This is a genomic window from Panacagrimonas sp. (assembly GCF_965216805.1).
Classification (GTDB): domain Bacteria; phylum Pseudomonadota; class Gammaproteobacteria; order Nevskiales; family Nevskiaceae; genus Panacagrimonas.
In genome coordinates this window covers 398,110-422,812 of record NZ_CBDCGN010000003.1, presented here as the reverse complement: position 1 = coordinate 422,812, position 24,703 = coordinate 398,110, and the positions used below count along the sequence as shown (strand labels likewise).

21 protein-coding genes are annotated in these 24,703 nt (G+C 66.6%); 9 read left to right on the top strand and 12 right to left on the bottom strand.

All coding sequences use genetic code 11. The features are described 5' to 3' along the window. Nucleotides 1–26: 26 nt before the first annotated feature. From ACOOHP_RS15120 to mddA, 4 genes are all read right to left on the bottom strand, one after another. On the bottom strand, nucleotides 27–995 hold the full coding sequence (locus ACOOHP_RS15120; protein ID WP_420467314.1) for a hypothetical protein: 969 nt from the start codon (nucleotides 993–995) through the stop codon (nucleotides 27–29). Between the two features lie 37 nt (nucleotides 996–1,032). Beyond that, nucleotides 1,033–5,097, bottom strand: coding sequence for an AAA family ATPase (locus tag ACOOHP_RS15115; RefSeq protein WP_420467313.1), 4,065 nt, complete (start codon nucleotides 5,095–5,097; stop codon nucleotides 1,033–1,035). 498 nt (nucleotides 5,098–5,595) lie between these two features. Continuing rightward, nucleotides 5,596–6,342 carry an SDR family NAD(P)-dependent oxidoreductase gene (locus ACOOHP_RS15110; protein WP_420467312.1) on the bottom strand — a complete coding sequence of 249 codons (747 nt, stop codon included), beginning with the start codon at nucleotides 6,340–6,342 and terminating at the stop codon, nucleotides 5,596–5,598. A 21-nt stretch (nucleotides 6,343–6,363) separates the two neighbouring features. Then, nucleotides 6,364–7,086, bottom strand: coding sequence for a methanethiol S-methyltransferase (gene mddA, locus ACOOHP_RS15105; RefSeq protein WP_420467311.1), 723 nt, complete (start codon nucleotides 7,084–7,086; stop codon nucleotides 6,364–6,366). Nucleotides 7,087–7,245: 159 nt separating this feature from the next. On the opposite strand from mddA, the gene ACOOHP_RS15100 reads away from it, so the two are divergent. After that, nucleotides 7,246–8,559, top strand: a complete 1,314-nt coding sequence (locus tag ACOOHP_RS15100) for a condensation domain-containing protein (protein ID WP_420467310.1) — start codon at nucleotides 7,246–7,248, stop codon at nucleotides 8,557–8,559. Between the two features lie 51 nt (nucleotides 8,560–8,610). On the opposite strand, the gene ACOOHP_RS15095 is transcribed toward ACOOHP_RS15100, so the two are convergent. The 4 genes from ACOOHP_RS15095 to ACOOHP_RS15080 form a co-directional block, all read right to left on the bottom strand. Further along, nucleotides 8,611–9,669 (bottom strand): LysM peptidoglycan-binding domain-containing protein, encoded by a 1,059-nt coding sequence (locus tag ACOOHP_RS15095; RefSeq protein ID WP_420467309.1) that lies wholly within the window; start codon nucleotides 9,667–9,669, stop codon nucleotides 8,611–8,613. A gap of 194 nt (nucleotides 9,670–9,863) precedes the next feature. Further along, nucleotides 9,864–11,759 carry a sensor histidine kinase gene (locus ACOOHP_RS15090; RefSeq protein WP_420467308.1) on the bottom strand — a complete coding sequence of 632 codons (1,896 nt, stop codon included), beginning with the start codon at nucleotides 11,757–11,759 and terminating at the stop codon, nucleotides 9,864–9,866. Nucleotides 11,760–11,765: 6 nt separating this feature from the next. Then, nucleotides 11,766–12,449 carry a response regulator gene (locus tag ACOOHP_RS15085; protein WP_420467307.1) on the bottom strand — a complete coding sequence of 228 codons (684 nt, stop codon included), beginning with the start codon at nucleotides 12,447–12,449 and terminating at the stop codon, nucleotides 11,766–11,768. 134 nt (nucleotides 12,450–12,583) lie between these two features. Further along, entirely contained in the window at nucleotides 12,584–14,938 is a 2,355-nt protein-coding gene (locus tag ACOOHP_RS15080) for a TonB-dependent receptor (protein ID WP_420467306.1), read from the bottom strand. A 166-nt stretch (nucleotides 14,939–15,104) separates the two neighbouring features. On the opposite strand from ACOOHP_RS15080, the gene ACOOHP_RS15075 reads away from it, so the two are divergent. From ACOOHP_RS15075 to ACOOHP_RS15065, 3 genes are all read left to right on the top strand, one after another. Further along, complete coding sequence (locus tag ACOOHP_RS15075) at nucleotides 15,105–15,821, top strand: pseudouridine synthase (RefSeq protein WP_420467305.1); 717 nt, start codon at nucleotides 15,105–15,107, stop codon at nucleotides 15,819–15,821. A gap of 127 nt (nucleotides 15,822–15,948) precedes the next feature. Continuing rightward, nucleotides 15,949–17,028 carry a bifunctional DNA-binding transcriptional regulator/O6-methylguanine-DNA methyltransferase Ada gene (gene ada, locus ACOOHP_RS15070; protein WP_420467304.1) on the top strand — a complete coding sequence of 360 codons (1,080 nt, stop codon included), beginning with the start codon at nucleotides 15,949–15,951 and terminating at the stop codon, nucleotides 17,026–17,028. Further along, nucleotides 17,028–17,753, top strand: a complete 726-nt coding sequence (locus ACOOHP_RS15065) for a 2OG-Fe(II) oxygenase (RefSeq protein WP_420467303.1) — start codon at nucleotides 17,028–17,030, stop codon at nucleotides 17,751–17,753. Before ada ends, ACOOHP_RS15065 begins: the two co-directional genes overlap by 1 nt. 432 nt (nucleotides 17,754–18,185) lie before the next feature. Here ACOOHP_RS15065 and ACOOHP_RS15060 read toward each other — a convergent pair whose 3' ends face one another. From ACOOHP_RS15060 to glnA, 3 genes are all read right to left on the bottom strand, one after another. Then, the gene (locus ACOOHP_RS15060) at nucleotides 18,186–18,623 is read right to left on the bottom strand and encodes a hypothetical protein (RefSeq protein WP_420467302.1); all 438 of its coding nucleotides are present in this window, start codon (nucleotides 18,621–18,623) and stop codon (nucleotides 18,186–18,188) included. A gap of 150 nt (nucleotides 18,624–18,773) precedes the next feature. Then, a complete protein-coding gene (locus tag ACOOHP_RS15055) occupies nucleotides 18,774–19,010 on the bottom strand; it encodes a hypothetical protein (RefSeq protein ID WP_420467301.1) in 237 nt (78 codons plus the stop codon). A gap of 420 nt (nucleotides 19,011–19,430) precedes the next feature. Continuing rightward, complete coding sequence (glnA, locus tag ACOOHP_RS15050) at nucleotides 19,431–20,843, bottom strand: type I glutamate--ammonia ligase (protein ID WP_420467300.1); 1,413 nt, start codon at nucleotides 20,841–20,843, stop codon at nucleotides 19,431–19,433. A gap of 278 nt (nucleotides 20,844–21,121) precedes the next feature. Here glnA and glyQ point away from each other — a divergent pair, with 278 nt between their 5' ends. Continuing rightward, nucleotides 21,122–22,030 (top strand): glycine--tRNA ligase subunit alpha, encoded by a 909-nt coding sequence (gene glyQ, locus ACOOHP_RS15045; RefSeq protein ID WP_420467299.1) that lies wholly within the window; start codon nucleotides 21,122–21,124, stop codon nucleotides 22,028–22,030. Between the two features lie 4 nt (nucleotides 22,031–22,034). Here the strand turns inward: glyQ and ACOOHP_RS15040 are convergent, their stop codons facing one another. Beyond that, nucleotides 22,035–22,358: a cupredoxin domain-containing protein gene (locus ACOOHP_RS15040; RefSeq protein ID WP_420468723.1), complete on the bottom strand. Its 324-nt coding sequence runs from the start codon at nucleotides 22,356–22,358 to the stop codon at nucleotides 22,035–22,037. 273 nt (nucleotides 22,359–22,631) lie between these two features. On the opposite strand from ACOOHP_RS15040, the gene ACOOHP_RS15035 reads away from it, so the two are divergent. From ACOOHP_RS15035 to ACOOHP_RS15020, 4 genes are all read left to right on the top strand, one after another. Beyond that, a complete protein-coding gene (locus ACOOHP_RS15035) occupies nucleotides 22,632–23,000 on the top strand; it encodes a hypothetical protein (protein ID WP_420467298.1) in 369 nt (122 codons plus the stop codon). 84 nt (nucleotides 23,001–23,084) lie between these two features. After that, nucleotides 23,085–23,522: a hypothetical protein gene (locus ACOOHP_RS15030; RefSeq protein WP_420467297.1), complete on the top strand. Its 438-nt coding sequence runs from the start codon at nucleotides 23,085–23,087 to the stop codon at nucleotides 23,520–23,522. Between the two features lie 118 nt (nucleotides 23,523–23,640). Continuing rightward, entirely contained in the window at nucleotides 23,641–24,099 is a 459-nt protein-coding gene (locus tag ACOOHP_RS15025; protein ID WP_420467296.1) for a hemerythrin domain-containing protein, read from the top strand. 175 nt (nucleotides 24,100–24,274) lie between these two features. After that, nucleotides 24,275–24,586, top strand: coding sequence for a hypothetical protein (locus ACOOHP_RS15020; RefSeq protein WP_420467295.1), 312 nt, complete (start codon nucleotides 24,275–24,277; stop codon nucleotides 24,584–24,586). Nucleotides 24,587–24,703: the final 117 nt, after the last annotated feature.

Below are 24,703 nucleotides of genomic sequence, written 5' to 3'. Positions count from 1 at the left end.
CAGTGTGACGCAGTAGTGGCGCGCGCTCAGACCTTCTGCCAGATCACGCTGCCCGGCAGCGTGCTGAAATCGAACTGCGCATACAGGCCGAACAGCGGTTTCACCGTGGTGGTATCCGCGCCCGCCGCGGCGGCCAGGCCCAGGTCCTGCACCACCTGGTGGCTGGCGCAGGTGGTGATGTCCAGCTCGAAGTCTCCGCCCAGCCAGCCGCCGTGCCGCCACAGGTCCATGCGACAGGGGCTTTCCACCAGCGCCTGGTAACAGGCGCGGGTGCTGTCTTGCACGTCGCGGAACTGCTTGAGATTGACGATGGGGATGGTCGGCAGCTTGAGCAGAGGCTCCAGCAGTTTGGCCAGCAGCGCCAGCACCTCGCCGCCGACCTCGCCGGCCAGGCGTTCGATCACCGCGCCGATCGCCTCGCCGTGATCCTTCCAGTCCTGCGCCTGCGCCGCTGCGGCGGAGGTCTGGCGTACCTGCACCAACGTCTGCCACAGGCCTTCGGTCTGCGCCGAGAAGGTCTTGAACACCGTGGTCTGCGCCGCAAACGCGGTCGGCTGCTGTGGATCGTCCGGCACCTGGATGGCGCCCAGCGACTTGCGATAACCCCAGACCTCGCGCCCGGTGACCATGCCGGCCATCTGGTCGATCAACAGATACGGCACCCAGAGCTTGATCCGCGGCAGCAGATGTCCCGCGCGGTGTTCGAGCACCGGCACCAGGAACGCCGACTCGCGATCCGGCAGCCAGCCGATGACCTCGGCGGTGGAGGTGCAGTGTTTGGCCTGCAGGTAACAGTGAAACAGGAACGGCAGCGCCTCGTAGCGCACCGGGCTGCCGGCGATGGCGTTGAGCTGGCTGTCCAGCAGCGTCTGCACCCGCGCGGTCTCGCACTTGAGCACGAAGGCGTAGCTGGTGACCTCGCGGATCGCCAACGGCACCGCGTAGCTGATCTGGCCGTGGCCGAGATCGGAGATGTAGGGCGGCAGCTTGGACATGGCGTGGACTTGTCGGTACGGGGATGGGTATTCGGGATCAGGGCCCCAGCGTGCGCCGGCCTGCGGCCAGCGCCAGTTCGGATGACGGCGGCGGCGGCCGCGAAGGCCCGGCCGGGCGCATGGCACCGGTCGCAACCATGCGTTCGGCAGCGCGTTCGAGCAAGGACGCCCGCACCTGCGAATCAGGCTCCAGCGAGGCCAGCTGATTCAACGCCTGCGCCTCGCTGTAAGGCATCTCGAACCCTTGGGCTGAACTCAGCGCCTGACGCAGGCGCTTGCGCGCCGCCGCGGTCTTGCCGTCCAGCAGGTGACGCCTGGCGGCGACCAGCGCGGCCCGGGGCGCCGCCACCGGCGACTTGGAAACGTAACGCGTCAGAGCGGCGCAGGCGGCGTCCATGCGGGGTCGCAGGTCCGCAACATCGGGCTGCAGCGCGATCAGGTCGATGCAGGTTTCGGCCAGCGCGGCCAGACCGTCGGTGACGTGCCAGGCGGTGGGCACATCGTCGGCCAGGGTCGCCAGCGCCGCATCGACGAGCGTCAGCGCACGTTGCGGTTCGCCCAGGCGCAGCCAGGCTTGCGCCATCAGGCCCTGGCTGCGGACACGGTCGGCGCGATGCAACTCCGGCGTCAGCACTTCGGCCAGGGCTTCGATCGATTCCGCACGCGGTTCGTCGCAGGCCAGCGTGATGTTCATGTCGCTGCACAGAATCCACGAACGCACCTGCGCCGGCGTGTCGCGAGACAGGTCGGCGCGGACTTCGTCGAGCACGTAGCGACCGCGCGCGAAGCGACCGCGCAGGACATCGGCGTGGTAGCGCAGGGATTGGGTCTGGTGCCAGCGCACCGGCGCGCCGAGCTGACGGTAAATCGGCAATGCGATGGCGGCAGAGGATTCCAGCGCCTCCCATTGCCCGATGGTGGCGCAGTACACCATGTCCACCAGGTGCGCATAGGCGCGGTCCGCCGGCGTGCCCCGCTGTTGCGCCAGTTCCAGCGAACGTCGGTTGTAGAACTGCGACAGGCGCCGCAGGCCGGCCACCAGATACCCGATGGACAGGGCGGCGAAGCCGTCCACGGTTTCGCGCACGGCGCCGCAGCGCTCCGCGAGATTCAGCGACGACAGCGTGTGATAGAGCAACCACATCGGGCGATTGTCGAAATACGCGATCTCCGCCAGACGTTCGTGGATATGCGAAGCGCGCTGGGCGCCGGCGGTATCGTTCTCGGCCGCACCGTTCTGAGGCTTCATGCGCAGCAGGGTCTGGTGGCCCAGTTCGCGCAGCAGCGCGCCCGCCAGCCGCGCCTTGCTGTCGGGTGTCGGCCGGCCCAGCCGCAACAGGCTGCGATTGAAATGCCGCGCCGCGCTGGCGTATTCGAACAGCTCGTGATGGGCGTCGCCGAGCAGGCCTTCCCACAATGCATGTTGTGCTTCGTCCACCGCCAGGCGGTGTGCTTCGGCCAGCGCCTGCGCGCGGTGCAGGTGCGCGATGGCGTCGCGATTGGCGTAGCGCGCCACCGCCTGCACCCCCGCCCGCTCCAGATGATGCAGCGCGCGCTGCGGATGGCCGGCGTGCTCCCAGTGCAGCGCCAGCTCGGCATGGCGCATGCGCAGATCGTCGCCGGAATGCTCGATCCAGGCGGCGACGCGGCCATGCAGCTCGCGACGGTGCGAGAACGGCAGCAGGTCGTAGAGCACGTCCCGCAGGATGGCGTGCTTGAATTCGTACATCGGCGCCGCCGCCGTCGTCGCCAGCCGCAGCAGGTCGTCCTGCAGCAGGGTTGCCAGCACCGCTTGCAGCGATTCGCCCTGCGCGGGCTCGGCCTGCAGATCGCCCAGCGCGGCCAGCGCGAACTCGCGTCCGATCACACTGGCCAGCTTGAGCGTCCACTGCTGGGTGGAGCTGAGTCGGTCGACGCGGCTCACGATCAGGCCGTGCAGGGTCGAGGGCATGGTCGCCAATGCCTCGTCGCCGAAGCGATCGGACAGGCGACACTCGCCATTGTCGACCGCGAGCATGCGCGCGCCGCGCAGGGCGATGAGCAGTTCCTCGATGTAGAAGGGATGGCCGCCAGCGCGCGTCCACAGGAAATTCACCAGCTCGGGCGGCACCTGGCGCACCTCAAGCGTCAGGCAGGCCAGATCGTGGATGGCGTCGCGATCGAGCGTGTCCAGTCTCAGCGTCGCGCGCAGGCTCTGCAGCATCTGCCCCACCTGCGGCACCACGGCGTGTTCCGCGGGCCGCGCGCCGACCATGATCAGCAGCTGCGGCAGCTTGTCGTGGACCACCTGCAGCAGCGCGCATGACGCCGCGTCGATCCAGTGCAGATCGTCGAGCACCAGCAGCATCGGCCGCCCCGCGGCGCGACGTGCGAGCAGCTCGCAAACCAGCTCCTGGATCGCCAGCGCGCTGCCGGCGCTGTCCATATGCCGCGTCACTTCGGTGGGCGGCAGGCCCAGCGGCACGATGGCTTCCAGCAAAGGCAGCCACGGCTCGCGTCGTTCGTCGTCGCGCAGCTGCTGGCGCAGAAAGGCGATCCGCTGCGCCGGCTGGCCCGGCAACAACTGCTCCAGAACGCGCCGCCACGGAAAGTACGGCGTGGCCGGCTCCATCGCCGAGCCCGCGGCGGTCAGCACTTCCGCCCCTTGCGCATGCGCCAGCCGCACCGCCTCTGCCAGCAGACGCGACTTGCCGATGCCGGCCTCGCCGGTGACGGCCAGCATCCCGCCCTGGCCAAGTTGCAGCCGATGCAGGTCGTCGGCGATGCGTGCGCGCTCCGGCGCACGTCCGACCAGGCCGCGCTCGAAGCGCAGCATCTGCCGGTCCGCGCGTGCCCGCGGCTCGAACACCGGCACCGGCACTTCGATGCCCTTGAGCGTCATCGGTGGCAGCACCGAGCAGGTGTAGCGCGGTGCATTGCGCCGCACTTCGGCATCGCACAGCACACGGCCGTGGGCAGCGCTCATCAGTCGCGCCGCCAGGTTGATCGGCGTGCCGACCAGGCCGAGGCGGCGCCGGTTGGAGCCGCCACTGTCGCCGTAGAAGGCACGCCCGGTGGTGACGCCGATGGAGCCCTCGATGCCATGTTCGCGCAGCCCCTCGATCAGCTCGATGGCCGCACCCAGCGCGCGCTCGGCATCGTTCTCGTGCGCCGCCTGCGGCAGGCCGAATGCCGACACCGACACCACCCCTTTCTCGTCCGCGGAAAAATGCAGGTGGGTGCCACCGTGGCGTCGTAGCACGCGGTGCAGCGCCGCGTCGGTGTGGCTCAAACATTCGAGCGCGCCAGGATGGGCAACGTCGAGCTCGGTCAGTCCCAGAAACAGCACGGTGACGTTGCGGAACTCGCCCAGCCACGGCCAGCGTCCCGCCTGCGCATGCTCCAGCAACGGCCGCGGCACGAACGCCAGCACAGGCTCGGCGGCAGTCGACGGCAGCGGACCGACCGGTGCCGGCAAAGGCGCACGTGCGATATCGGTCAGGTGGAACTCGCCACCGGGTCTGATCTCGCCCACTGCAGCCTCGAGCACCCGCGCGTACGCCGACGGGCACAGCAGCACCTCACCGGGATCGGCACGATAGTTGGCATCGCTGGCCTGGTTCAGCGCATCGCCCGCCAGCAGCCAGTGACTGCGCTCGTCGTTGCACAGAACGAACAGGCGCAGCTCGCCCGCACCCACCGCCAGCCGTTGACGCAAGGGCAGCGCGGTCTGCGCGATGACCTCGTCCAGGGTGCGCTGCAGTTCGAGCGCACAGGCGGCTGCCTGGCCAGTGGCCATGGCCGGGTCATCGCCCGACAGCCACACGGCGACGATCGAATCGCCGACGAAATCGGTGACGTCGCCGCCCCAGCGGCACACGATGTCGGTCATGCGGCCGAAATAGGTGTCGAGCACCAACGACAATCTTTCGGCGCCCTCAGGGCCTGCCGCGGCGAAATTTTCGGTGAGCCGGCTGAAGCCGACGATATCGGTGAACAACACCGCGCCGTCGAAGCACGCCATCGCCGGTCGAGCCGGGCGGCCGTCACGCAGCCGCTGCAGCACCATGCGCGGCAGGTAGCGCGCGGGCGAAAACTCCCCGGTGACTCCCGGCGCGATCACGCCTTGATCCTGCGATGACTCAAGCCAGTTTCCCCCGCCCGATCCGTGTCATCAGTGTCGGGCCGGTTCCGCGCCGTGGCAGCCACGGGGTCCGATCCGGCCGCTGCGCGGCTTTGTGCAGGCGATTATCCGCATGGTGCAGGGATCAGGCCAGCGGCGCCGATCCAAACGCATACGAAGGTCGAAACGCAAAGGTGGCTTTGATCCTTCTCTCGCAAGCGGGACGAGGCATGGGTCTTCCGTTTTCCTGCTTGCAGGAAAAGGTGGCGCAAAATGTCTATTGAGGGTCTCTCAGACAAGGACGAGATTCCAGATCCTGTGCATCGCTGCTTACGCGCCAGCGCGGCGGAACCCGTGCAGGCGAGGCAACATTCTTCGAGGCGGCGGCTTCGATCCGGCGAAGCGACTGGCGATTCTATTCAAGGCGACAGCGCTGAACATCGGTCCAAATGGACGGAGCTGGAGGCGCGCTGGCTGCGAACGTCGAGCCTTCTGCCCCTACTCCTGCCGATGCACGGCCACCGGCCCGAAGCCCTGGCACACGGGGGTGATCGACAAGGTATTGACGTTGACGTGCGGCGGGCGCGAGGCCACCCAATAGACGGTGTCGGCGACGTCCTCGGGCGTCAGCGCCTGGGTGCCGGCGTAGACCTGTGCAGCGCGGGCGTCGTCGCCGAAACGCACGTTGGAGAATTCGGTGCCGCCGGCCAGGCCCGGCTCGACGTCGGTGACGCGCACTGCGGTCTGGTACAGATCGGCGCGCAGGTTGAGCGAGAACTGCCTCACGAACGCCTTGCTGGCGCCGTAGACGTTGGCACCGGGATAAGGCCACTCGCCGGCGGTGGAGCCGATGTTGATCACGTGCCCGCGATGGCGCGCCACCATGCCCGGCAGCACCGTTCGCGTCAGCGTCATCAGGCCCTTGATGTTGGTATCCACCATCTGCTCCCACTGGTCCAGCGAGGCGCGGTGCGCCGGCTCCAGCCCCAGCGCCAGGCCGGCATTGTTGACCAGCACGTCGATGGCGGCGAAGTCCGCCGGCAGGGTGGCGACGGCCGCTTCCACCGCGCGGCGGTCGCGCACGTCCAGCCGCAGGCAGAAACAGGGCACCGCGAGTTCCGCCGTCAGCGCCTGCAGACGCTCGTGCCGACGCCCGGCGAGGATCAGATGGGCACCCTCGCGGGCAAAACGGCGGGCAATGGCGGCGCCAAAACCGGCGCTGGCCCCGCTGATGAAAACGATCACGTCAGGCTCCGTTGCGGGCTGTCAGAAGTGCGGCAGGAATCTTCCGGTACGCAGCGCGTAATCACGATAAGGCTGACCCAGCTCCACGCGCAGGCCGCGCTCTTCAAAGTGCACGCCGATGAAGATGTAGATCGACATGCCCGCGCTGAACATCAGGTGGCTGACGCTCATCACCGGCACCGACCAGAATGCGATGAACAACCCCAGCATCATCGGATGGCGAATCCAGCGGTATAGAAAATACTCGCGGAACGGCACCGGGGTGTAGCTACGGCGCACCCAGTTCAACCACACCTGGCGCAGCCCGAACAGGTCGAAGTGATTGGTCAGAAAGGTGGCGACCAGCACCAGCAGCCAACCCAGCGCATTGAGACCCCACAAGGTCCACACCAGGGCCGGCGTCTGCGCCTGCCACACCATGCCGGGCAATGGCTGCCAGTAGGCGAAGGTAAGGATCAGCACGACGCTGGTCGCCAGCACATAGGTGCTGCGCTCCATCGCCTGCGGCAGCCACTGGGTGATCCAGCGCTTGAACGCCGGCCTCGGCATCACGCTGTGCTGCACCCCGAACAACAGCAGCAGGCCGAGATTGATCGCCAGCGCCGGCAGCAACGGGCCGGGCACGCCGCTGCTCACGGTCTTCGGTACCACCAGGTCGCAGGCAAAGCCGATCAGGTACAGGAATACCCCGAAGAACAACGCATAGCTGGCAACCCCATATCCCAGAATCAGCATTCGACTCATGTCCATCCCCGGTTATTGAGCGGCCAGTGGCTACGCTCGCCTGTTGTTCCGCCCGGTCACGGTAGCTTCCGCGCGCGGGGCGCGGCAAGGCGTCCGAACCCTTACCGAGGCCGGTCACGCTAGGCTGTGCACACAAGCAGAAATCCCTGGGAGAACGACATGCAGACCGCCGAGTTCAATCACCTCGAATCCACCTTTCTCAACATGGACCGCCGCCCCGATACCTGGAGCGTGCAGGTCGAGGTGCGCGTGACCGGTCGCATCGAAGAAACGCGACTGCGCGACAGCATCCGCTACGCCACCGAAAAACATCCCATCGCGCGGGCCCGCATCCAGCCCTATGGCGAAGGCGCAGTGCGCTACTTCTGGGACATCCCCGAGCAGATCGATCACCTGCCGCTGACGGTCTACGACGCCAGGACCGACAAGGACGTCGCCGCGCATCGCTCGCGGCTGCAGAGCATCCAGGTGCCGCTGTCGCTGTCGCCGGGTTTCATGATCTACCTCGTGCATCACCCCAAGGGCGACTGGCTGATGATCAACGTCAACCACACCATGGGCGACGGACTGAGCACCTTCCGCATCATCCAGTCCATCGTGCGCCACTACGCGGGCGAGCCGGACCCGGTGCCCGCGCTCGATCCGCTGTCGGTGCGCGATCTCAAAAAGCTCGCCGGATCGAAAACGCTCACGCAGCGCATCGAGCGCATTAAGCTGCTGCTCGATCATCTGGACAAGGCGCGCAACCCGCCGACGCGCATCAAGGGTCGCGGCGTCGAGGTGAAACACCCGGACACGCTGCCCGGCTACGGCTTCGAGCTGCTGGCGTTCTCGCCCAAGGAAACCAAACAGTTCATGGCCCGGCGCGTCAAGCCGGCAACGGTCAACGACATGCTGCTCGCCGGCCTCGCTCTGACCATCAAGCAATGGAACGCGCAGCACGGCGCACGCAATGGGCGCACCAGCATCATGATGCCGGTGAACCTGCGGCCCGAGGACTGGTGGTTCGAGGTGGTGACCAACTTCTCGTCCTACGTTTCGGTGTCGCTGCCGGCCAGCGCGCAGACCGATTTCGCCGCGACGACCCAAGCCGTGTGCAGGCAGACCACCGAGTACAAGGAAGCCGGCGCCGCCGGCGTGCTGATCGATCTGCTCGAACTGCCGAAGCTGTTCCCCGCCGTGCTCAAGGCGCGGCTCAAGGAACTGTTCCCGCTGTTCGCCGGCAGCCTGATGGAAACCACCATCCTGTCCAACCTCGGCCGCCTCGCCACCAGCCCGAGCATGGGCGACGCCGGCAAGATCACCGACCTCTACTTCACCCCGCCCGCGCCGATGCCCGCCGGGGTATCGGTGGGCGCGGCCTCGATGGAAGACCGCATGTTTCTCACCGTGCGCTACCGGCTCGCGCATTTCGACGCCGCGGCGGCGAAGGATTTCGGCGCGCTGTACCGGCAGGTGCTGCTGATCGGATAGCCGCCCGGAAGCCAAAGCGCGGGCCCGATGCGTGACCGCGCCGCCGCCCGATCAGAAGGGAATCTGCAGCTCGGAGCCGGGCCGAGGTGCGTCGGTGTTCGGCCACAGTGCGCGATTGTGTCGAAGGATCACGTCCCAGAATGAAAAGGAACCGTAGTACAGCTTGGATATGCCGCTGAGCGTTTCGCCCCGCGCCACCTGGTGACGGTCGCCCGTTTTGACCCGGCGCAGCCCCTTGGGCGGGTGCTCGACCGCGTCGCCGCCCATCTCGATGCTGATGTTTTCGATCTTTTGCATCGCGACGAAGTTGTCCGAGGTCGGGCTGTTGCGGAAGCGCTTTTCCGCCGCCTGCAACTCGTGGTCGACAACGCCCAGCGCCTGCCCATGGAGCGCGGATACATCGACCCCGATCAGCGATGCATCGGCCAGGCTATCGAACAGCGCTCGCGCGCTTTCGGCGGTGACCTTGCCGCCCTTGTTCAGATTCTTCAGCCCCTGCTGCGCGCGGGCCTTCGCCACGGACCCGGCCACCTCCATGCCCTTCCGAGCGGCGTCCGTCTCGACTCCATCAACCGTGTACAACTCCGCCACCAGGCCCACCAGCTTGGCGACAGCGGCTCGATTCTGATCGAGCTTGGCAACGATGATGGCCTTGTCGATGATGCCACCCAGGGCGGATTGGATCGCCTCGGTTTCCTCGCCCGAAAGATGGCCGCGTTTTTCGGCGTTGCGAATGATGCGATCGATATCCTGCCGCACCCGCTGCTCGGAAATTCGCAGATCGTCCCGCGCATTGCGGATACGGTTGGTCCGGTTCGGAACGCGCCGGGCACGTGCCAGCTCGGATTCCAACAGCTTCATATGCTTGTTGATCCGTTCGATGTCGCTGGTCAGCAGCTCCCTGACCTTCGAACCGGCGATGAATACATGAAGCAGATCGCCCGAGCGTTTCTGAGGCCGCGTGTCGAACCACGGCATATTTTCCCAGAGATCGTTGCGGTCGCAGTAATCCAGGATGCGCTTCTGGCTCTCCAGTATCCGGGTCAGCTGCGCCCGCCTTTCGCGGATCGTGGCAATCCGCCGCTGGGTGTCGATGTTCGAGGAAGACATGGTGCATCACGCTCCGGCGATGACGACGGGATGCGCGTTGCGCCGAAGGCGGGCGCAACCCAGCAAGTCGGGCGCAACGCTAAATCGCCGTCGGTCGACTGCACATCACATGAATTGGGGAGCCACGCAGCGGGGAACTCGCACCGGCTGCGCCACCGGTTCGCGCGCGCAGCGGACCGCGCTACAACGCGGGATCAACTTTCACGGGTTGCGGAAGGCGTCGAAGAGCCGCCCCTACCGGCACTGGAAGCTGCATCGCCCAGCGGCAAGCGGATGCCCACGCGACTGCCGCCGGGCCCGGTGTCCACCACGAGCCGCGCGTCGATCAGCACGGCGCGCTCGCGCACGCTGCGCAGCGCCTGCTCCGGCGGCACGCCGAAGCCCTGACCGTCATCGTGCAGACCGATCTCGATGCCCGCGCCGTCGGCGCGTGCGCTCAGCGTCAGGCTTCGCGCGCCGGCGTGCTGCAGGGCATTGGAGAACAGCTCGAACAGCATGTACTGCAGGTGACGCATCGCCGTACCGTCGCCCTGCGGCCACAGCGGCAGTTCGTCGACCTGCCAGTCCAGCTCCAGACCGGAGGCGCGCAGGCGCGGCTGCAGGCGGTAGCGCAGCGCGGCGAGCAGGGCGTTGACGTCGCCGGGCGGCAGGTTCATCGCGTCCACCGACAGCTTGAGCTGGTCGAGCGAGTCGCGCAGCGACTGCGCCACCTCGGCCGACGAGGCGCTGCCGGTCTCGATCTGACGGATCGCCGCCGACAGATGGGTGCCGACACCATCGTGCATGTCGCGCAGGATGCGCGCGCGTTCGGCGATCACCGCGCGCTGACGCTCGCTCTCGCCGAGCTGAGCGTAGGACTCGCGCAGTTCGCGTTCGCGCGCCTCGACGCGGGTGCCCAGTTCGCGGTTGAGCTGGGCCAGGTCTTGCTGCGCACGGGCGAACTCTCCGGCGACCAGCCAGGCCATGGCGCCGAGCAGCACCGGGGCAATGAAGGGCAGGGCGTAGGCATGTTCGTAGGGCAGGTGACCGGCCTTGAGCAGCCAGTCGTGCGCGCCCATGCCCAGGGTGGTAGCCGCGGCAACGGCAAACAGCACATGGTCGTGCAGCGGCCGCGGGCGGATGGCGCGGGCCACCGACACCATCCCGAAACACCCGAGCGCAATCACCGGCACCAACAGCACCAGGTCCACCGCATCGCGCCAGGTCTCCGGCGCCAGTGCCAGCGCAGCGCCGCCGGCCAGCGCGAAAACCAGCACCGCCCATTCCAGGCGCAGCCGGCGCTGGCCGCCGAAGCGCAGGCCGAACAGGCCCAGCAGCAGCAAGCCCCAGATCAGCATCATGTGGGCGAACCATTCCCACACGGCATCGGCGAGCGGCGGCTCGGCGGTGGCCATGTTGGTATTGGCCAGCCCCCACAGCAGCGTGCCGGCTGCGAAGTAGCCGTAGTGCACGTCCTGGCGCTTGCGTGCCCAGATGAACAGAAAGAACAACCCGAGGGCGAACACCGAGATGTTGGCGATCAGCACCAGGGTGGACTGGCGGAAGCGGCGCCGTTCGTAGAGCGGCGCCGTACTGTCGGCCGGTCCGATCCACAGACGCCCCAGGCCACCGTCCTGACCGGCCCGCGCCTTGACCCGGATGTGCACCTCGTTGGGACCGGTCCGCCACGCGGTGAGCGGCGGCTGGAACATCAGCGGGCGGTTCCAATGGCGGCTCAGCGGGGGGTCCATGCGACCGTGCCGGCCCGTCAGCATGCCGTCGATCCACAGGTCGGCATTCATCGACAGCTTGGGCAACACCAGCGCGATCGGCGCCTGCGGCGCGGCGTCGAGGATCACCGCAAAGCGATACCAGACGGTGCCGGCGTAGTCGGGGCGGGTGTGTAGCCAGCGGTCCGGCAGCGTGGTGTCCTGCCAGGCCGCGCGGGCGCCCGGTGGCCGCGCGGCATCGTTTGCCAGCGCCTGCACCTGTCCGACCGGCTGCGGTGTCGCCTGCGCATGCAGGGTCACCGACGGTAGCGCGGCGGCAAGGCAGGGCCGCAGGAACAGCACGACGCCGAGGACCCACGCGGTCGGCAGGTGCCGGTGCACCGGCTCTCAGGTGTCCGCAGTCTTCATGCTGCGGATCAGTCCCATGCGACTGGCCTCGAACACCGCCTCGCTGCGCGAGTGCACCGCAAGCTTGCCGTACAGGTTCTTGATGTGCGTCTGCACGGTGTGGATGGAGACCGCCTGCGAGCGCGCGATCTCGGCATACGAATAGCCGCGCGCCATCAGTTCCAGCACCTCGGATTCGCGCGGCGACAGCAATTGCGGCGCCGGCCGCGGCACCGCCGGGACCGGGCCGCGCAGGTGCGCGAGCATCTTGCGCGCGATCATCGGCGAGATCGGCGAGGCGCCGTGCTTGACGTCGATGATGGTCTGGCCGACGTCGTCGGGCGCCGAGTCCTTGTGGATGTAGCCCAGGGCGCCGGCCTTGATGCAGGCGATCACACTGTCTTCGTCGCCGAACACCGACACCACCAGAATCTCGCAAGCCGGCTGGCTGCGCGACAGCTCGCGGATCAGGGTCAGGCCGTGACCGTCGGGTAGCGCCAGATCGGTGAGCAGGACGTCCGCGGTGTGCTGCTCGAACCATTGCCTGGCTGCGCCCAGGGTAGCGAAGGACGCCACCAGTTCGAGCTGGTCGTGCGCCGCCACACAGGATTCGAAATAACGGCGCGCCACGCTGTCGTCTTCGAGCAGCGCGACGCGCCAGGGCGTGACGGATGCAATGGGCATGGCGGGCGGATGCGGCGAAACACAGGTTGCGGACGACGCCACTGTAACGCGCGCCGTCGGCGGCGCCAGCCCATGAATATGGGATTCCAGGCGCGACCGGGAATGGGCTCGGACAGGGGTTGGCATGCGCCGCATCAGAAGCGCGCGCCCAGAGTGACAAACAGTTGCCGCCCGCGCGCCTGGATCGCATTGTGGGTGCCGGGAAAGAAGGCCGAATCGACCACTTGGTTGAGCACCCGACGGTCGCCGAGATTGGACCCGCCCAAGGTCAGCGACCAGCGCGCGTCAACCGTGCTTACGGTGGCACGGGCATCGATGCGGGTATGCGCCGGACTGCGCGTGGCCGGGTCCAGATCGGCATCGGTGAACTGTTCGCCCTGGTGCAGCAGGTCCACCGCTACGCGCACCCGGGCCGCGCGCAGCAGTCCCTGCCAGGATGGACTGAGCGACGCGGTATGCCGCGGGGCAAAGGCGATGCGGCGGCCGCTCAGATCCTGCCGGGCGCCGATACCCTGGGCCACCGGGGCCGGTGCGTCGCGATATTCGTCGTAACGCGCGTCGAGCAGGCCGAAGCTGCCGGCCAGGTTCAACCCCGGCCAGCCGGTGGCCCATTCGAACTCGGCCTCCAGGCCCTGCGAGGTGGCCGAGGCGGCGTTGCCGACATCGAAGAACACGCCGTTGAAGGCCAGCACCTGCAGGCGATCGAAGCGGGTGCGGTGCACCGCAACAACCAGGCGCAAGCGGCCGTCCGCAGTGCGCAGCTTGCCGCCCAGCTCGGTGGCGCCGGCGCGCTCGTCGTCGAACTCCAGATCCTCGCCGGTCAGCGAGATGGCATTGAAGCCGCCGCTCTTGAAGCCGCGTGTGTGCGACAGATAGAGCTGGCCGGCCTCGAAGCGGTACTGCGCCACCAGCCGTGGCGATACCTCGGTGACGCTGCGGCGCAGATCGCCCCGCTGGTAATCGCGCGCGCCGATCAGGGTCTGCAGCGCGCAGGGCCTGGGCAGTCCGGCCGCGCGCCCCGGACAAATGGCGCTGCCGCTGGCGGTGGCGCGCTTGCGCTCGTGATTCAGGCGCAGGCCCAGGGTGTAGGCCCAGCGCTCGCCGAGATGCCAGCCAAGCTGCCCGAACAGGGCGCTGGAGGCCACGTCCTGGCGGTAATCGAAACGGTAGCGGTCGTCACCGATCAGCAGCTCGCCCAGTCCGCCCAGCACCGGCAGGCCGGGCACGCCGGCGCCACCCGGCAGCGCGAAGCGGTGGTTGGCGCTGGCCAACTGGAGGAAGTCGGGGGTCAGCAGAAATGAGGGCAGATCGCGGCCGGCGCGGGCGTTGGCCAGCAGGCCGAGCTGCGCGTCGTAGGCATAGAGACCGACCAGGAATTCCAGGCTCTGGCCGCGATCACCGAGGTCGTCCCGCGCGCCCTGCACGCGCAGCTCGACCGAGCGCTGGCGGTGATCCTCGCGGCTGTCCAGTTGCGCGATATCGGCAGGCGATACGTCGAGATCATCGAGCTGGTCGAGATCGAAATCCGAGTGCGCCAGCACCAGCAGCGGCGCCAGCCGGTCCAGTCCGGCGCTGCCATCGAGCCGCCAGTGCGTGCGCATGCCGACCGTGGTGGCGCCGCGCTCGATGATGCCGGGCGTGTTCATCGAGGTGCGCTGGTTGCGCGGATCGTCCTCGACCTGTGCGTCGAAAGCCTGCAGGTAGGTGCGGGTGTCGGCGTCCAGTCCCAGAAGCTGGAACGGCCAGTACGCCGCGCGGGTGTCGGACGTCTGCGCCAGCACCTGCGTGCTCAGGTCCGCAGCGGGCGACAGCAGCAGGTTCAGACGCCCGGCGCGCTGGCGCAGCGCCTGCTCATTGCGCGCCAGCAAGGTGTTGAACAGCTCGCCGTCCTCCTCGCGATACAGCCCGGCGACGCGTACCGCCCCCCAGTCGGCAAAGCGGCCGCCAGCACCGCCCTCCAGGCGCTGTGCCGCGTGCTCGCCCAGGGTCAGCCGTGCGTCGCCGCTCCAGTGCACGCCGGGCAGGCGGGATTGGACACCGAACAGGCCGGCGCTGGTGTTCTTGCCGAACAGCGTGCCCTGCGGGCCGCGCAACACTTCCACCCGCGCCACGTCGAACAGGGGTTCGTTGAAGTAGCCCGGGCGGCCGAGGTAGATGTCGTCCTGCACCAGCCCCACCGAGCTTTCGAAACCGGGATTGAAGGGATTGGTGCCGAAGCCGCGGATGTAGACCTGCGGCAGGCCCGGGTCGTTGGACACCGCGCGCACCGCCGGCAGCAGCGGCACCACGTCGGCCAGCTCGCGCACCGCCGCCGCGCGCAGGTGCTCACCGTCGAGCGCGCTCACCGACACCGGCACATCCTCGATCGGCTGCTCGCTGCGCTGGGCGTTGACCACGATGTGGGGAACCTGCGCGACGCAATCGGGTGCCACCGCCGCCGCGCAACAGGCCGCAGTCGTAGCGAGCATCACCCCGATGCGCAGGCCCATCGATCGTTCTCCCCGGCCCCACCACCCGCCAGCGCGATGCCTGACCGCCCGGCACCGTATTGAACCGGTGATCAAGGGTTTCAACAAGCTGCGGATATCTGGCTGTGGCGCCGGCGCGCTAGGCTGCGCGACCCTCCGCCGCCATCGCGTCGCCCGGTGACGCTCCATGCGCCTGAACAAGTTCATCTCCGAGACCGGCGTGTGTTCGCGGCGGCAGGCCGACCAGTGGATCGAGGCCGGTCGCGTGCGCGTCAACGGCGTCATTGCGACCCTCGGCACCCAGGTGCTGGACGGCGACGAGGTGCGGGTCGACGGCCGCGTGGTGGGGGCCAAAAGCAGCGCGGTCTACCTCGCGCTGAACAAGCCGGTCGGCATCACCTGCACCACCGAGCGGCACGTGGCCGGCAACATCATCGACTTCGTCAACCACCCGCAGCGCATCTTTCCCATCGGCCGGCTGGACAAGGATTCGGAGGGCCTGATCCTGCTCACCAACCACGGCGACATCGTCAACGAGATCCTGCGCGTGGAGAACCGCCACGAAAAGGAGTACGCGGTGACGGTCGACCGGCCGTTCCCGGACCGCTTTCTGGCCGACATGGCGCGCGGCGTGTTCCTGCGCGAACTGGGGGTCACCACCCTGCCCTGCACCCTGACGCGCAGCGGCGCCCGCAGCTTTCGCATCGTGCTCACCCAGGGCCTGAACCGGCAGATCCGCCGCATGTGCGAGACCTGCGGCTACCGGGTGCAGCGCCTGCAGCGGCTGCGCATCGTCAACATCCGGCTGGGAAATCTGGCCAGCGGTCGCTGGCGCGATCTGAGCGAGGCCGAACTGCGCGGCCTGCTGCCGGCCCGCTTCGGCCAGGGCGGCACCCTGCGTTGAGGGCGGGGGAACGCGTCACCGGCCGCAGCCGATTTGCAGATCGACTGATTCGACCGCAAGCACCGGAGTGCGGCACCGCCCCCGGTCTTCAAGAATAGGTTCCGAGGCCCACCGCCAGGAGCAGGACATGAAAGCGAAACCCGACCGATTGATGCGCGCGAGGCACACCGAAACCGATCCGCGCTGGCCGCGCGTGCTGGCGCGCGACGCCAGTGCCGATGGCAAATTTTGGTACTCGGTCCGCAGCACCGGCGTGTATTGCCGGCCGTCCTGCGCCGCACGACCGGCACGACCGGAGAACGTCGAGTTCCACCTCAGCCAGGACGCAGCGCGCGCGGCGGGGTTCCGGCCGTGCAAGCGCTGCAAGCCCGATCGGCCGTCGCTGCAGCAGCAGTACGGCGCGCTGGTAACCGCGGCCTGCCGCGAGCTCGCGAGCGCCGAGACCCTGCCCTCGCTCGATGTGCTGGCCGCGCGTGCCGGGCTCAGTGCCTTTCACTTCCATCGGGTGTTCAAGTCGGTCACCGGCCTGACCCCGCGCCAATATGCGCAGGCGCATCGTGCCGATCGGATGCGCACGCAACTGGGTCGCAGCGGCACGGTCACCGAGGCGATCTTCGACGCCGGCTACAACTCCAACAGTCGCTTCTACGAAAAATCCACCGAAGTGCTCGGCATGAAGCCGACCCACTACCGTCGCGGCGGCGCGCAACAGGACATCCGCTTCGCCGTCGGCCAGTGCTCGCTGGGCGCGGTGCTGGTGGCCAGCAGCGCCCAGGGCGTGTGCGCGATCCTGCTCGGCGGCGATCCGGATGCGCTGGCGCGCGACCTGCAGGATCGCTTTCCGCAGGCCAACCTGATCGGCGGCGATGCCGGTTTCGAAGCGCAGGTGGCGGCGGTGGTCGGGTTGGTGGAAGCACCGACAGGTTCGCTGGACCTGCCGCTGGACGTGCGCGGCACCGCGTTCCAGCAGCGTGTATGGCAGGCGCTGCGCGAGATTCCGGTGGGCACCACGGCGAGCTACGCGGACGTCGCGCAGAGAATCGGAATGCCCAAGGCGGTGCGCGCGGTGGCACAGGCCTGCGGCGCCAACAAGATTGCGGTGGCCATCCCCTGCCATCGCGTGGTGCGCAACGACGGCGCGCTGTCCGGTTACCGCTGGGGCGTGGAGCGCAAGCGCGAGCTGCTCGAACGCGAGGCGCGAGCCTGATGGACGGGTCCCGATCGTTCGATGCAACGGCGCGCCTTGCGGCCTTTGACTGGACGCGGATCGAAATCGATCTCGACACACGCGGCTGCGCCAGACTCGAAGGTCTGCTCGACTCGGCCCAATGCGCCACGCTGGCAAACCTGTACGACATCGACGCACGCTTTCGCAGCCGCGTGGTGATGGCGCGTCACGGTTACGGGCGCGGCGAGTACCGTTACTTCAACTATCCGTTGCCGGACCTGGTCGCGAACCTGCGCAGCGCTGCGTATCCACGTCTGGTGCCGCTCGCGAACCGCTGGATCTCGGCGATGAAACTCGACGTGCGCTACCCCGACACGCATGCCGAATTCCTCGCCCGCTGCCACTCCGCCGGGCAGACGAGGCCGACGCCGCTACTGCTGCGCTACGGGCCCGACGACTACAACTGTCTGCACCAGGACCTGTACGGCGAACACGTGTTTCCGCTGCAGCTCGCGATCCTGCTGTCGCGACCGGGCGAGGATTTCAGCGGCGGCGAATTCGTGATCACCGAACAGCGGCCGCGCATGCAGTCGAGCGTCGAAGTGGTGGACCTGCAGCAGGGCGACGCGGTGATCTTCGCCGTGCACCAGCGCCCCGTGGAGGGCAGCCGCGGCACCTATCGGGTGAACCTGCGCCACGGCGTCAGCCGCGTCCGCAGCGGCCGGCGGCACACCGCCGGCATCATCTTTCACGACGCCAGATAGGCATTGCGATCCGGCAGCGGGCAGCTGAGCGCCGATGTATCCGGCGCCGGCGACCTTGGAGCCAGTGTCGTGTGTTCCCAGCACAATCTGGCGGCAGCGCTCTGTATAAATCCTACCGTCGTGTCGTCTACGCGCGCGCGGTTCGCGCTGAATCGTATACGCCGTGCCCTCCATGCCCCCGACGACATGTGTATGTTCGATCCTCGAACGCACAACACTCTCTCTGCGAATCGCAGAGGGAGAACGATTCACGCCTGATGCACCGTGTCGTGCGCGTCAGAGGCGAAAAGCTTCCGCACAATCAACTGCGTTCCGACGGAGTGCGTTGCACACTCCAAACAGCACAGGACAACTTCGCGTCGAATTATAGCGTCCCGCACGTGCTCGGAGTGCTCCTCGAATGCCGGATGACGATGAAAGAAGCCACGCCGTTCAGATCCTCGGCGAGTGTGCCAGACGCGACCGTCTGGGAAGGCTGCAACACGCGCTCGCCTTCTCGTCGCCGATCAGTTTCAAGACCCAAGCGAGATGCTCCGGGAACACGCGCATACGCCCAATCTGAAGGGCGTTTACAACGGCTGTGACCATGCGTACCTCCCCTAAGGCCTGGTGCAGCGACGCATGTTGGAGGATTTCGACAGAAGATCGCATCGGTATGCCGCTGAACCGCTCACGGCAAATCCGGCGCGCCTTGCTGTCATCCATCACGATGCCGAGCGAAGTCTCAGCGGCGTACGCGATTGTCGCCGCTTCGCCGTCGTCGAGGGTCTCGCTAGCGGCTCCCGCAACGAGCTGCTCAAACAGTAGCTCGCCTCGTTCACCCAGACCGACAACCTCCACGAGCCCGGCCTTGCGCAGATCCGCCAGCAAGTCGGCATCGGGACGTCCGTTCTTGCGCCCTCCGTCGAGTTCGCTAGCAGCAACATCGACGACGACGGCGCGCTCGGGCAGTGCAGATACCCGACTACAACGACGGGTGTTCAGTGGTACTGCGTGGTTTAGCGCGGCAGGGCACCGGATTCACGGAACGGGAGGTGCAGGAGAGGCCGCGACTTCTATAGCTGTTGCCACAGTCTCGAGTCGCTTGACGAGGGCGATGGAGTCCTCGATCTCCTTCTCGTACAACGGTGCCTCACCGCCGTGAGCACCCGGATTAAGGACGCGCTCAGTAGCCTTGAGCACCTCGTCCATTAACTTTACGTTGTCAACAGCACCTGACTCGATTCCAGCGCCAGATTTGAGGTGATCGCCCATCATGAAGGCGATCCGAACCGAGATGGTTTCCGCACGATATGGTCTATGCGAAGCCGAATCCGTCGTAAGGCGTAGTGTCTCGACGAGACAGCTCGTACGAAGCCACCATCCAGACGTCTGCATGACAGAAGGTCATTCAGATCACAGCCATGACAACAAGTTGCCCACAAGTTTCCGCCTGGTCCGATATTCCCGGCGCAGGTCAAATCGCCGGGGGCAAGCTGCGGCCCTCGGCTGGGCGAGATTCCGGAAGCGGCCTATCTGAGCCCGGACGTGGAACGCGCGCGCAGTGGCGCCGCGGCCGCGTGAGACGGCGGCTGCAACGAAAACGCCCCGGTTTCCCGGGGCGTTTCCATGCTCGATTCCACGTTCCGGCACCCGTGAAGGCGCGGTTCCCGCGGCGTTACCGCGTGCTGGCGAAGCTCATAGGCTGTAGTACAGCTCGAACTCGATCGGATGCGTGGTCATGCGAAAACGCGTGACCTCCTGCATCTTCAGTTCGATGTAGGCGTCGATCAGATCGTCGGTGAACACGCCGCCCTTGGTGAGGAAGCCGCGGTCCTGGTCCAGGGCTTCCAGCGCCATGTCCAGGCTGTGGCAGACGCGCGGGATCTTGGCGTCTTCTTCCGGCGGCAGATGGTAGAGATCCTTGTCAGACGGATCGCCGGGGTGGATCTTGTTCTGAATGCCGTCCAGGCCCGCCATCATCATCGCGGTGAACGCGAAGTAGGGGTTGGCTGAGCTGTCGGGGAAGCGTATCTCGATGCGGCGGCCCTTGGGGTTGGCGACGTACGGAATGCGGATCGACGCCGAGCGGTTACGCGCCGAGTAGGCCAGCATCACTGGCGCTTCGAAGCCGGGCACCAGACGCTTGTAGCTGTTGGTGCCGGGATTGGTGAACGCGTTGAGCGCCTTGGCGTGCTTGAGGATGCCGCCGATGTAGTACAGCGCGGTCTCGGACAGACCGCCGTAGCCGTCACCGGAGAACAGGTTCTTGCCGGCCAGGCTCAGCGACTGGTGCACATGCATGCCGGAGCCGTTGTCGCCAACGATGGGCTTGGGCATGAAGGTGGCGGTCTTGCCGAACTGGTGCGCCACATTCTGCACCACGTACTTGAGCTTGAGCACTTCGTCGGCCTTGCCCACCAGGGTGCCGAACTTGACGCCGATCTCGCACTGGCCGGCGGTGGCCACTTCGTGGTGATGCACTTCCACTTCCATGCCCACGGCTTCCAGCGTCTCGCACATGGCCGAGCGGATGTCCTGCAGCGCGTCGACCGGCGGCACCGGGAAATAACCGCCCTTGACGCCGGGACGGTGGCCGATGTTGCCGGCCTCGTAGACCTTGCCGGAGTTCCAGGCGGCATTCTCGGCATCGATCTCGACAAAGCAGCCCTTCATGCCCGAATCCCAGCGCACCGAGTCGAACACGAAGAATTCGTTCTCGGGGCCGAAGAAGGCGGTGTCGGCCAGACCGGTGCTCTTCAGATAGGCTTCGCCACGCTTGGCCAGGCTGCGCGGGTCGCGCGTGTAGCCCTGCATGGTGCTGGGCTCGATGACGTCGCAGGTGATGCACAGGGTGGGCTCTTCGAAGAACGGATCGACGAAGGCGGTGCTGGCGTCGGGCATGAGGATCATGTCGGACTCGTTGATGCCCTTCCAGCCGGCGATGCTGGAGCCGTCGAACATCTTGCCGTCGGTGAAGACGCTGTCGTCGACCGTCTTGGCCGGGACCGTGACGTGCTGTTCCTTGCCGCGCGTGTCGCAAAACCGGAAATCGACAAATTTGATGCTTTTTTCGCTGATGGTTTTCAGTACATCTTTGCCCGATGCCATTTAGGTCTCCTGGGTAGGGGGTTGGAGCAGGGAAAAGCAGACGAACGCGAGGCCGCGACCGTTCGCACGGTCTGGCCGGAATCGCAGGATTTGTGCCACGCCCCAGGCGCGGCGATGCCTAGCCTAGCCCATTTGTGGAGCACCCATTGACGCACTGTTTGTGTGCGTTGCGCGCCTTCGCGAGACATTTTGCACATGTTTGGTGCGTCATCTGGCGCGATCCTGGCAGGCGATGGCTTCGTATACTGCCGACCCTTCGAAACTGCGTCGCCACCGACATGACTTTCCAGGACCTCATTCTCAAGCTCCAGGCCTTTTGGGCCGGGCATGGCTGCACCCTCGTCCAGCCCATGGACATGGAGATGGGCGCCGGCACGTTCCACTGGGCCACCTTCCTGCGTGCCCTGGGCCCCGAGCCCTGGAACACCGCCTACGTGCAGCCCAGCCGCCGCCCCACCGACGGCCGCTATGGCGAAAACCCCAACCGGCTGCAGCACTACTACCAGTTCCAGGTGCTGATGAAGCCCAGCCCACCCGATATCCAGAAGCTGTACCTGGCGTCGCTGGAAATGCTCGGCTTCGACCCGCTCACCCACGACATCCGCTTCGTCGAAGACAACTGGGAATCCCCGACCCTGGGCGCCTGGGGCCTGGGCTGGGAGGTCTGGCTCAACGGCATGGAAGTCACCCAGTTCACCTACTTCCAACAGGTCGGCGGCATCGAGTGCAAGCCGGTCTCCGGCGAGATCACTTACGGCCTTGAACGGCTGGCGATGTACATCCAGGGGGTCGAGAGCGTCTACGACCTGATCTGGTCACGCGACCCCAAGACCGGGCGTGAAGTCACCTACGGCGACGTCTACCACCAGAACGAGGTCGAGCAGAGCACCTACAACTTCGAGCACGCCGACGTGGCGACCCTGTTCGAGCGCTTCAACAAGGCCGAGGCCGAATGCCAGCATCTGCTGGGCCTTGAAGTGCCGCTGCCGCTGCCGGCCTACGAGCGCACCATCCAGGCCAGTCACGCGTTCAATCTGCTGGACGCGCGCGGTGCCATCAGCGTCACCGAACGCCAGGCCTACATCCTGCGCGTGCGCACCCTGGCCCGCGGCTGCGCCGAAGCTTATTTCAAGGCGCGCGAGGCGCTGGGCTTTCCGATGCTGGCGCCGCCGCGCAAGGCGGCGTGATCGCCTACTCCACCACGACCCGACCCTTCATGCGGTCGCCGTGGATCGAGCACTGATAGTCAAAAGTGCCGGCCGCAGTGAAGGTGCGCTGATAGGTCGCATCGTGGCGCATGCGCCCGCTGGTGGTGGTGTCGGCGAACACCACGTTGTGATTGGAGCCGTCGTTGTTGACCCAGGTGACGGTGGTGCCGACGGGCACCGTCAAGGTCTCTGGCAAAAACACGTTGAAGCCGATGGAGACCTCATGCGGCCCGGAGGGCGGAACATTCGGCTTCGGCCCACCGGGGATACCGGTCGCAACGGCGAGTGGGCTGGCCGTCAGGGCCACAGCCAAGTACGCAGCCAGGTACGAAACGTTATAACAGGGGGCGGCGAAAGCGCATCTTCACGTCAGGGATCCTCGACAAATGCTCGATGGGGGATGCCCGCTTCATTGCACGGCTGGCTGCGCTGCGCTGCGCCGGTCTGTCAAAGCAAACTCTGAGCCACGGGCCGGCGAACCCGGGCACCCCAGAACCGGCCCCTGCGGCGCGGCCACAATCTTTTACGCCCCGGAGCGGCGCGGCTATGCTCGGGTGGTTCGAGCTGCCGGCCTTTCGTGATGAAACGATTCCTCCACATTCCTGCCTGCGGTGTGGTGTTACTGCTCGCCGCCTGCGCCAGTGCGCCCACCTACGGCCCGGCGGATGATGAAGCCATGGCGCCGGTGCGACAGGCGCATCAGGACTGCCTGCAAACGACCATCCAGGCGCTCATCGACGGCTCCGACGACGTCAACTTCCTGACCCAGCACATCGTCAAGCAGTGTGACGACACCCTGACGCCCGCCGCGGACTATCTTGCCAAGCGCGGCTTCAACAGCTACCAGATCGGGCAGTTCATGCAGCAGCAGCGGCAGATCGGCGCGGATGCCACCGCCAACGTCATCCTGCGGGTCAAGGCGATGCAGAACGACGGCGGCGCGTTCTGACCAGCGCCCGAGAGACGATGATCCTGTTCGGCATGTTCGATTCGCGCTACGCGCGTCGTGTGGCGGCGAGCCAGCGCTGGCTCGATGAGCGGCATGCCGGCTGACTTTCCGCCACGCCGCGCCTTGCGTTGCAGCGCGATCAATCCCGCCGCCTGGCTGTTGACGTGGGCATTGCTGGCGGTGGCCGCTGGCAACCCTTCTGCGGCGGCCGACAAGCCGTTCGCCCAGCACGCCTACGAGCACATGCTGTCGGCGATTGCGTCCAATTCTTTCGAAGACTTCACCGCGCTCGGCGATGTCGTGTTCCAGTCTCTCAAGCGCGAAGAGTTCGACAAGGTATGCCAGCACTTCATCCCGCTGCTGGCGGCGGGACAGCGTTCCACCTATCTGGGCTCGTTTCAGTTGCACGGCATGACAGTGCACTACTGGCGCCTGAGCTTTGCCGGAGAGCGCGACGACTGGCTGGCCAAACTGGCGGTCAAGGACGAGCGCGTGCGCGGCTTCTTCATCTCGCCGCCCTGAGTCGCTCCAACCGCAGTGCGCGGGCGATTCGATATCGCCCATGACAGCGCTCGTTCAGCGCGCAGCGAGTTGGCGTTCGGACAATCGCGGTCCGGCACAGCCCAGGAGCGCCCATCGAATGACCGAAACCATCTACGACGCCCTGCGCGAGAGCCACGAGCGCCAACGCAAGCTGTGCAAGAAACTGCTGCGAACGCGGCCGCGCACCGAGTCGCGCATCGCAACCTTCACCGAACTGCGCATCGAACTGGCCGCCCATGCTGCCGCCGAAGAACGGTATCTATATGCGCCGATCCTGATGGACGACATGGGGCTGTCGTCGTCACGCCACGCCTTGCACGAGCATCACCAGATCGACGAACTGATCGAAGACCTGCAGGTGGTGGATCACGCCGGCACTGCGTGGATGGCAAAGGCCAAGGCCTTGTCGCACAAGGTGCATCACCACCTGCGCGAAGAGGAGAAAAAATTCTTCCAGGTGTCCGGCAAGATTCTCGGCGACACCCAAAAGTCGCAGCTCGCCAAACGCTACCGCAAGGACTACGCGCGGATGCTCAAGACGCTGCAGCAGGGTTGAGCAGATCAACGCCGCGCACGCGCCGCACCCGGCCGCGAAAGACTTTGGGTTGGCGCACCCTAGCCGAAGCCTTCGCCGAGCACAGTCGTAAACATCAGATCAAACTACCCACCGTTGCACTTGGTTCTTGAAACCGACCCTCGTATTTCTGGAATGAATTTCCGTAATTGCAAGGATGATCGCGCGCGGCCTGTACCCCGAAATCGACGATGCACTAACCGAATCACCGGCGGTCGCCCTGCTGGGTCCAGGTCGGGTCGGCAAGACCACCCTGGCGCTGGAACCGACCGGCACGCGGCCTTCGGAGTATCTCGATCTGGAGTCCTCAGCGGACCGCGCCAAGCTCGCCGAGCCGGTGATGTACCTGCAAGCCAAGGAACACCTACGGTATCGCCATCGCCTGCGAGATAGGGACGCTCTGGACCGCACAGAATCTTCCATGGTCCACCCACAACATGGATGTCGCGGCGCTGGATCGCCTGCCTGAGACGCAGACGCTGAGCGACTTCGATCTGGCGCAACTCGAAGGTCTGCTGAGCACCCCACTGCCCGCGACGCTACGGGACTTGGCATTGGCCATGCGTGTACGCAGCATCAAGGGGGA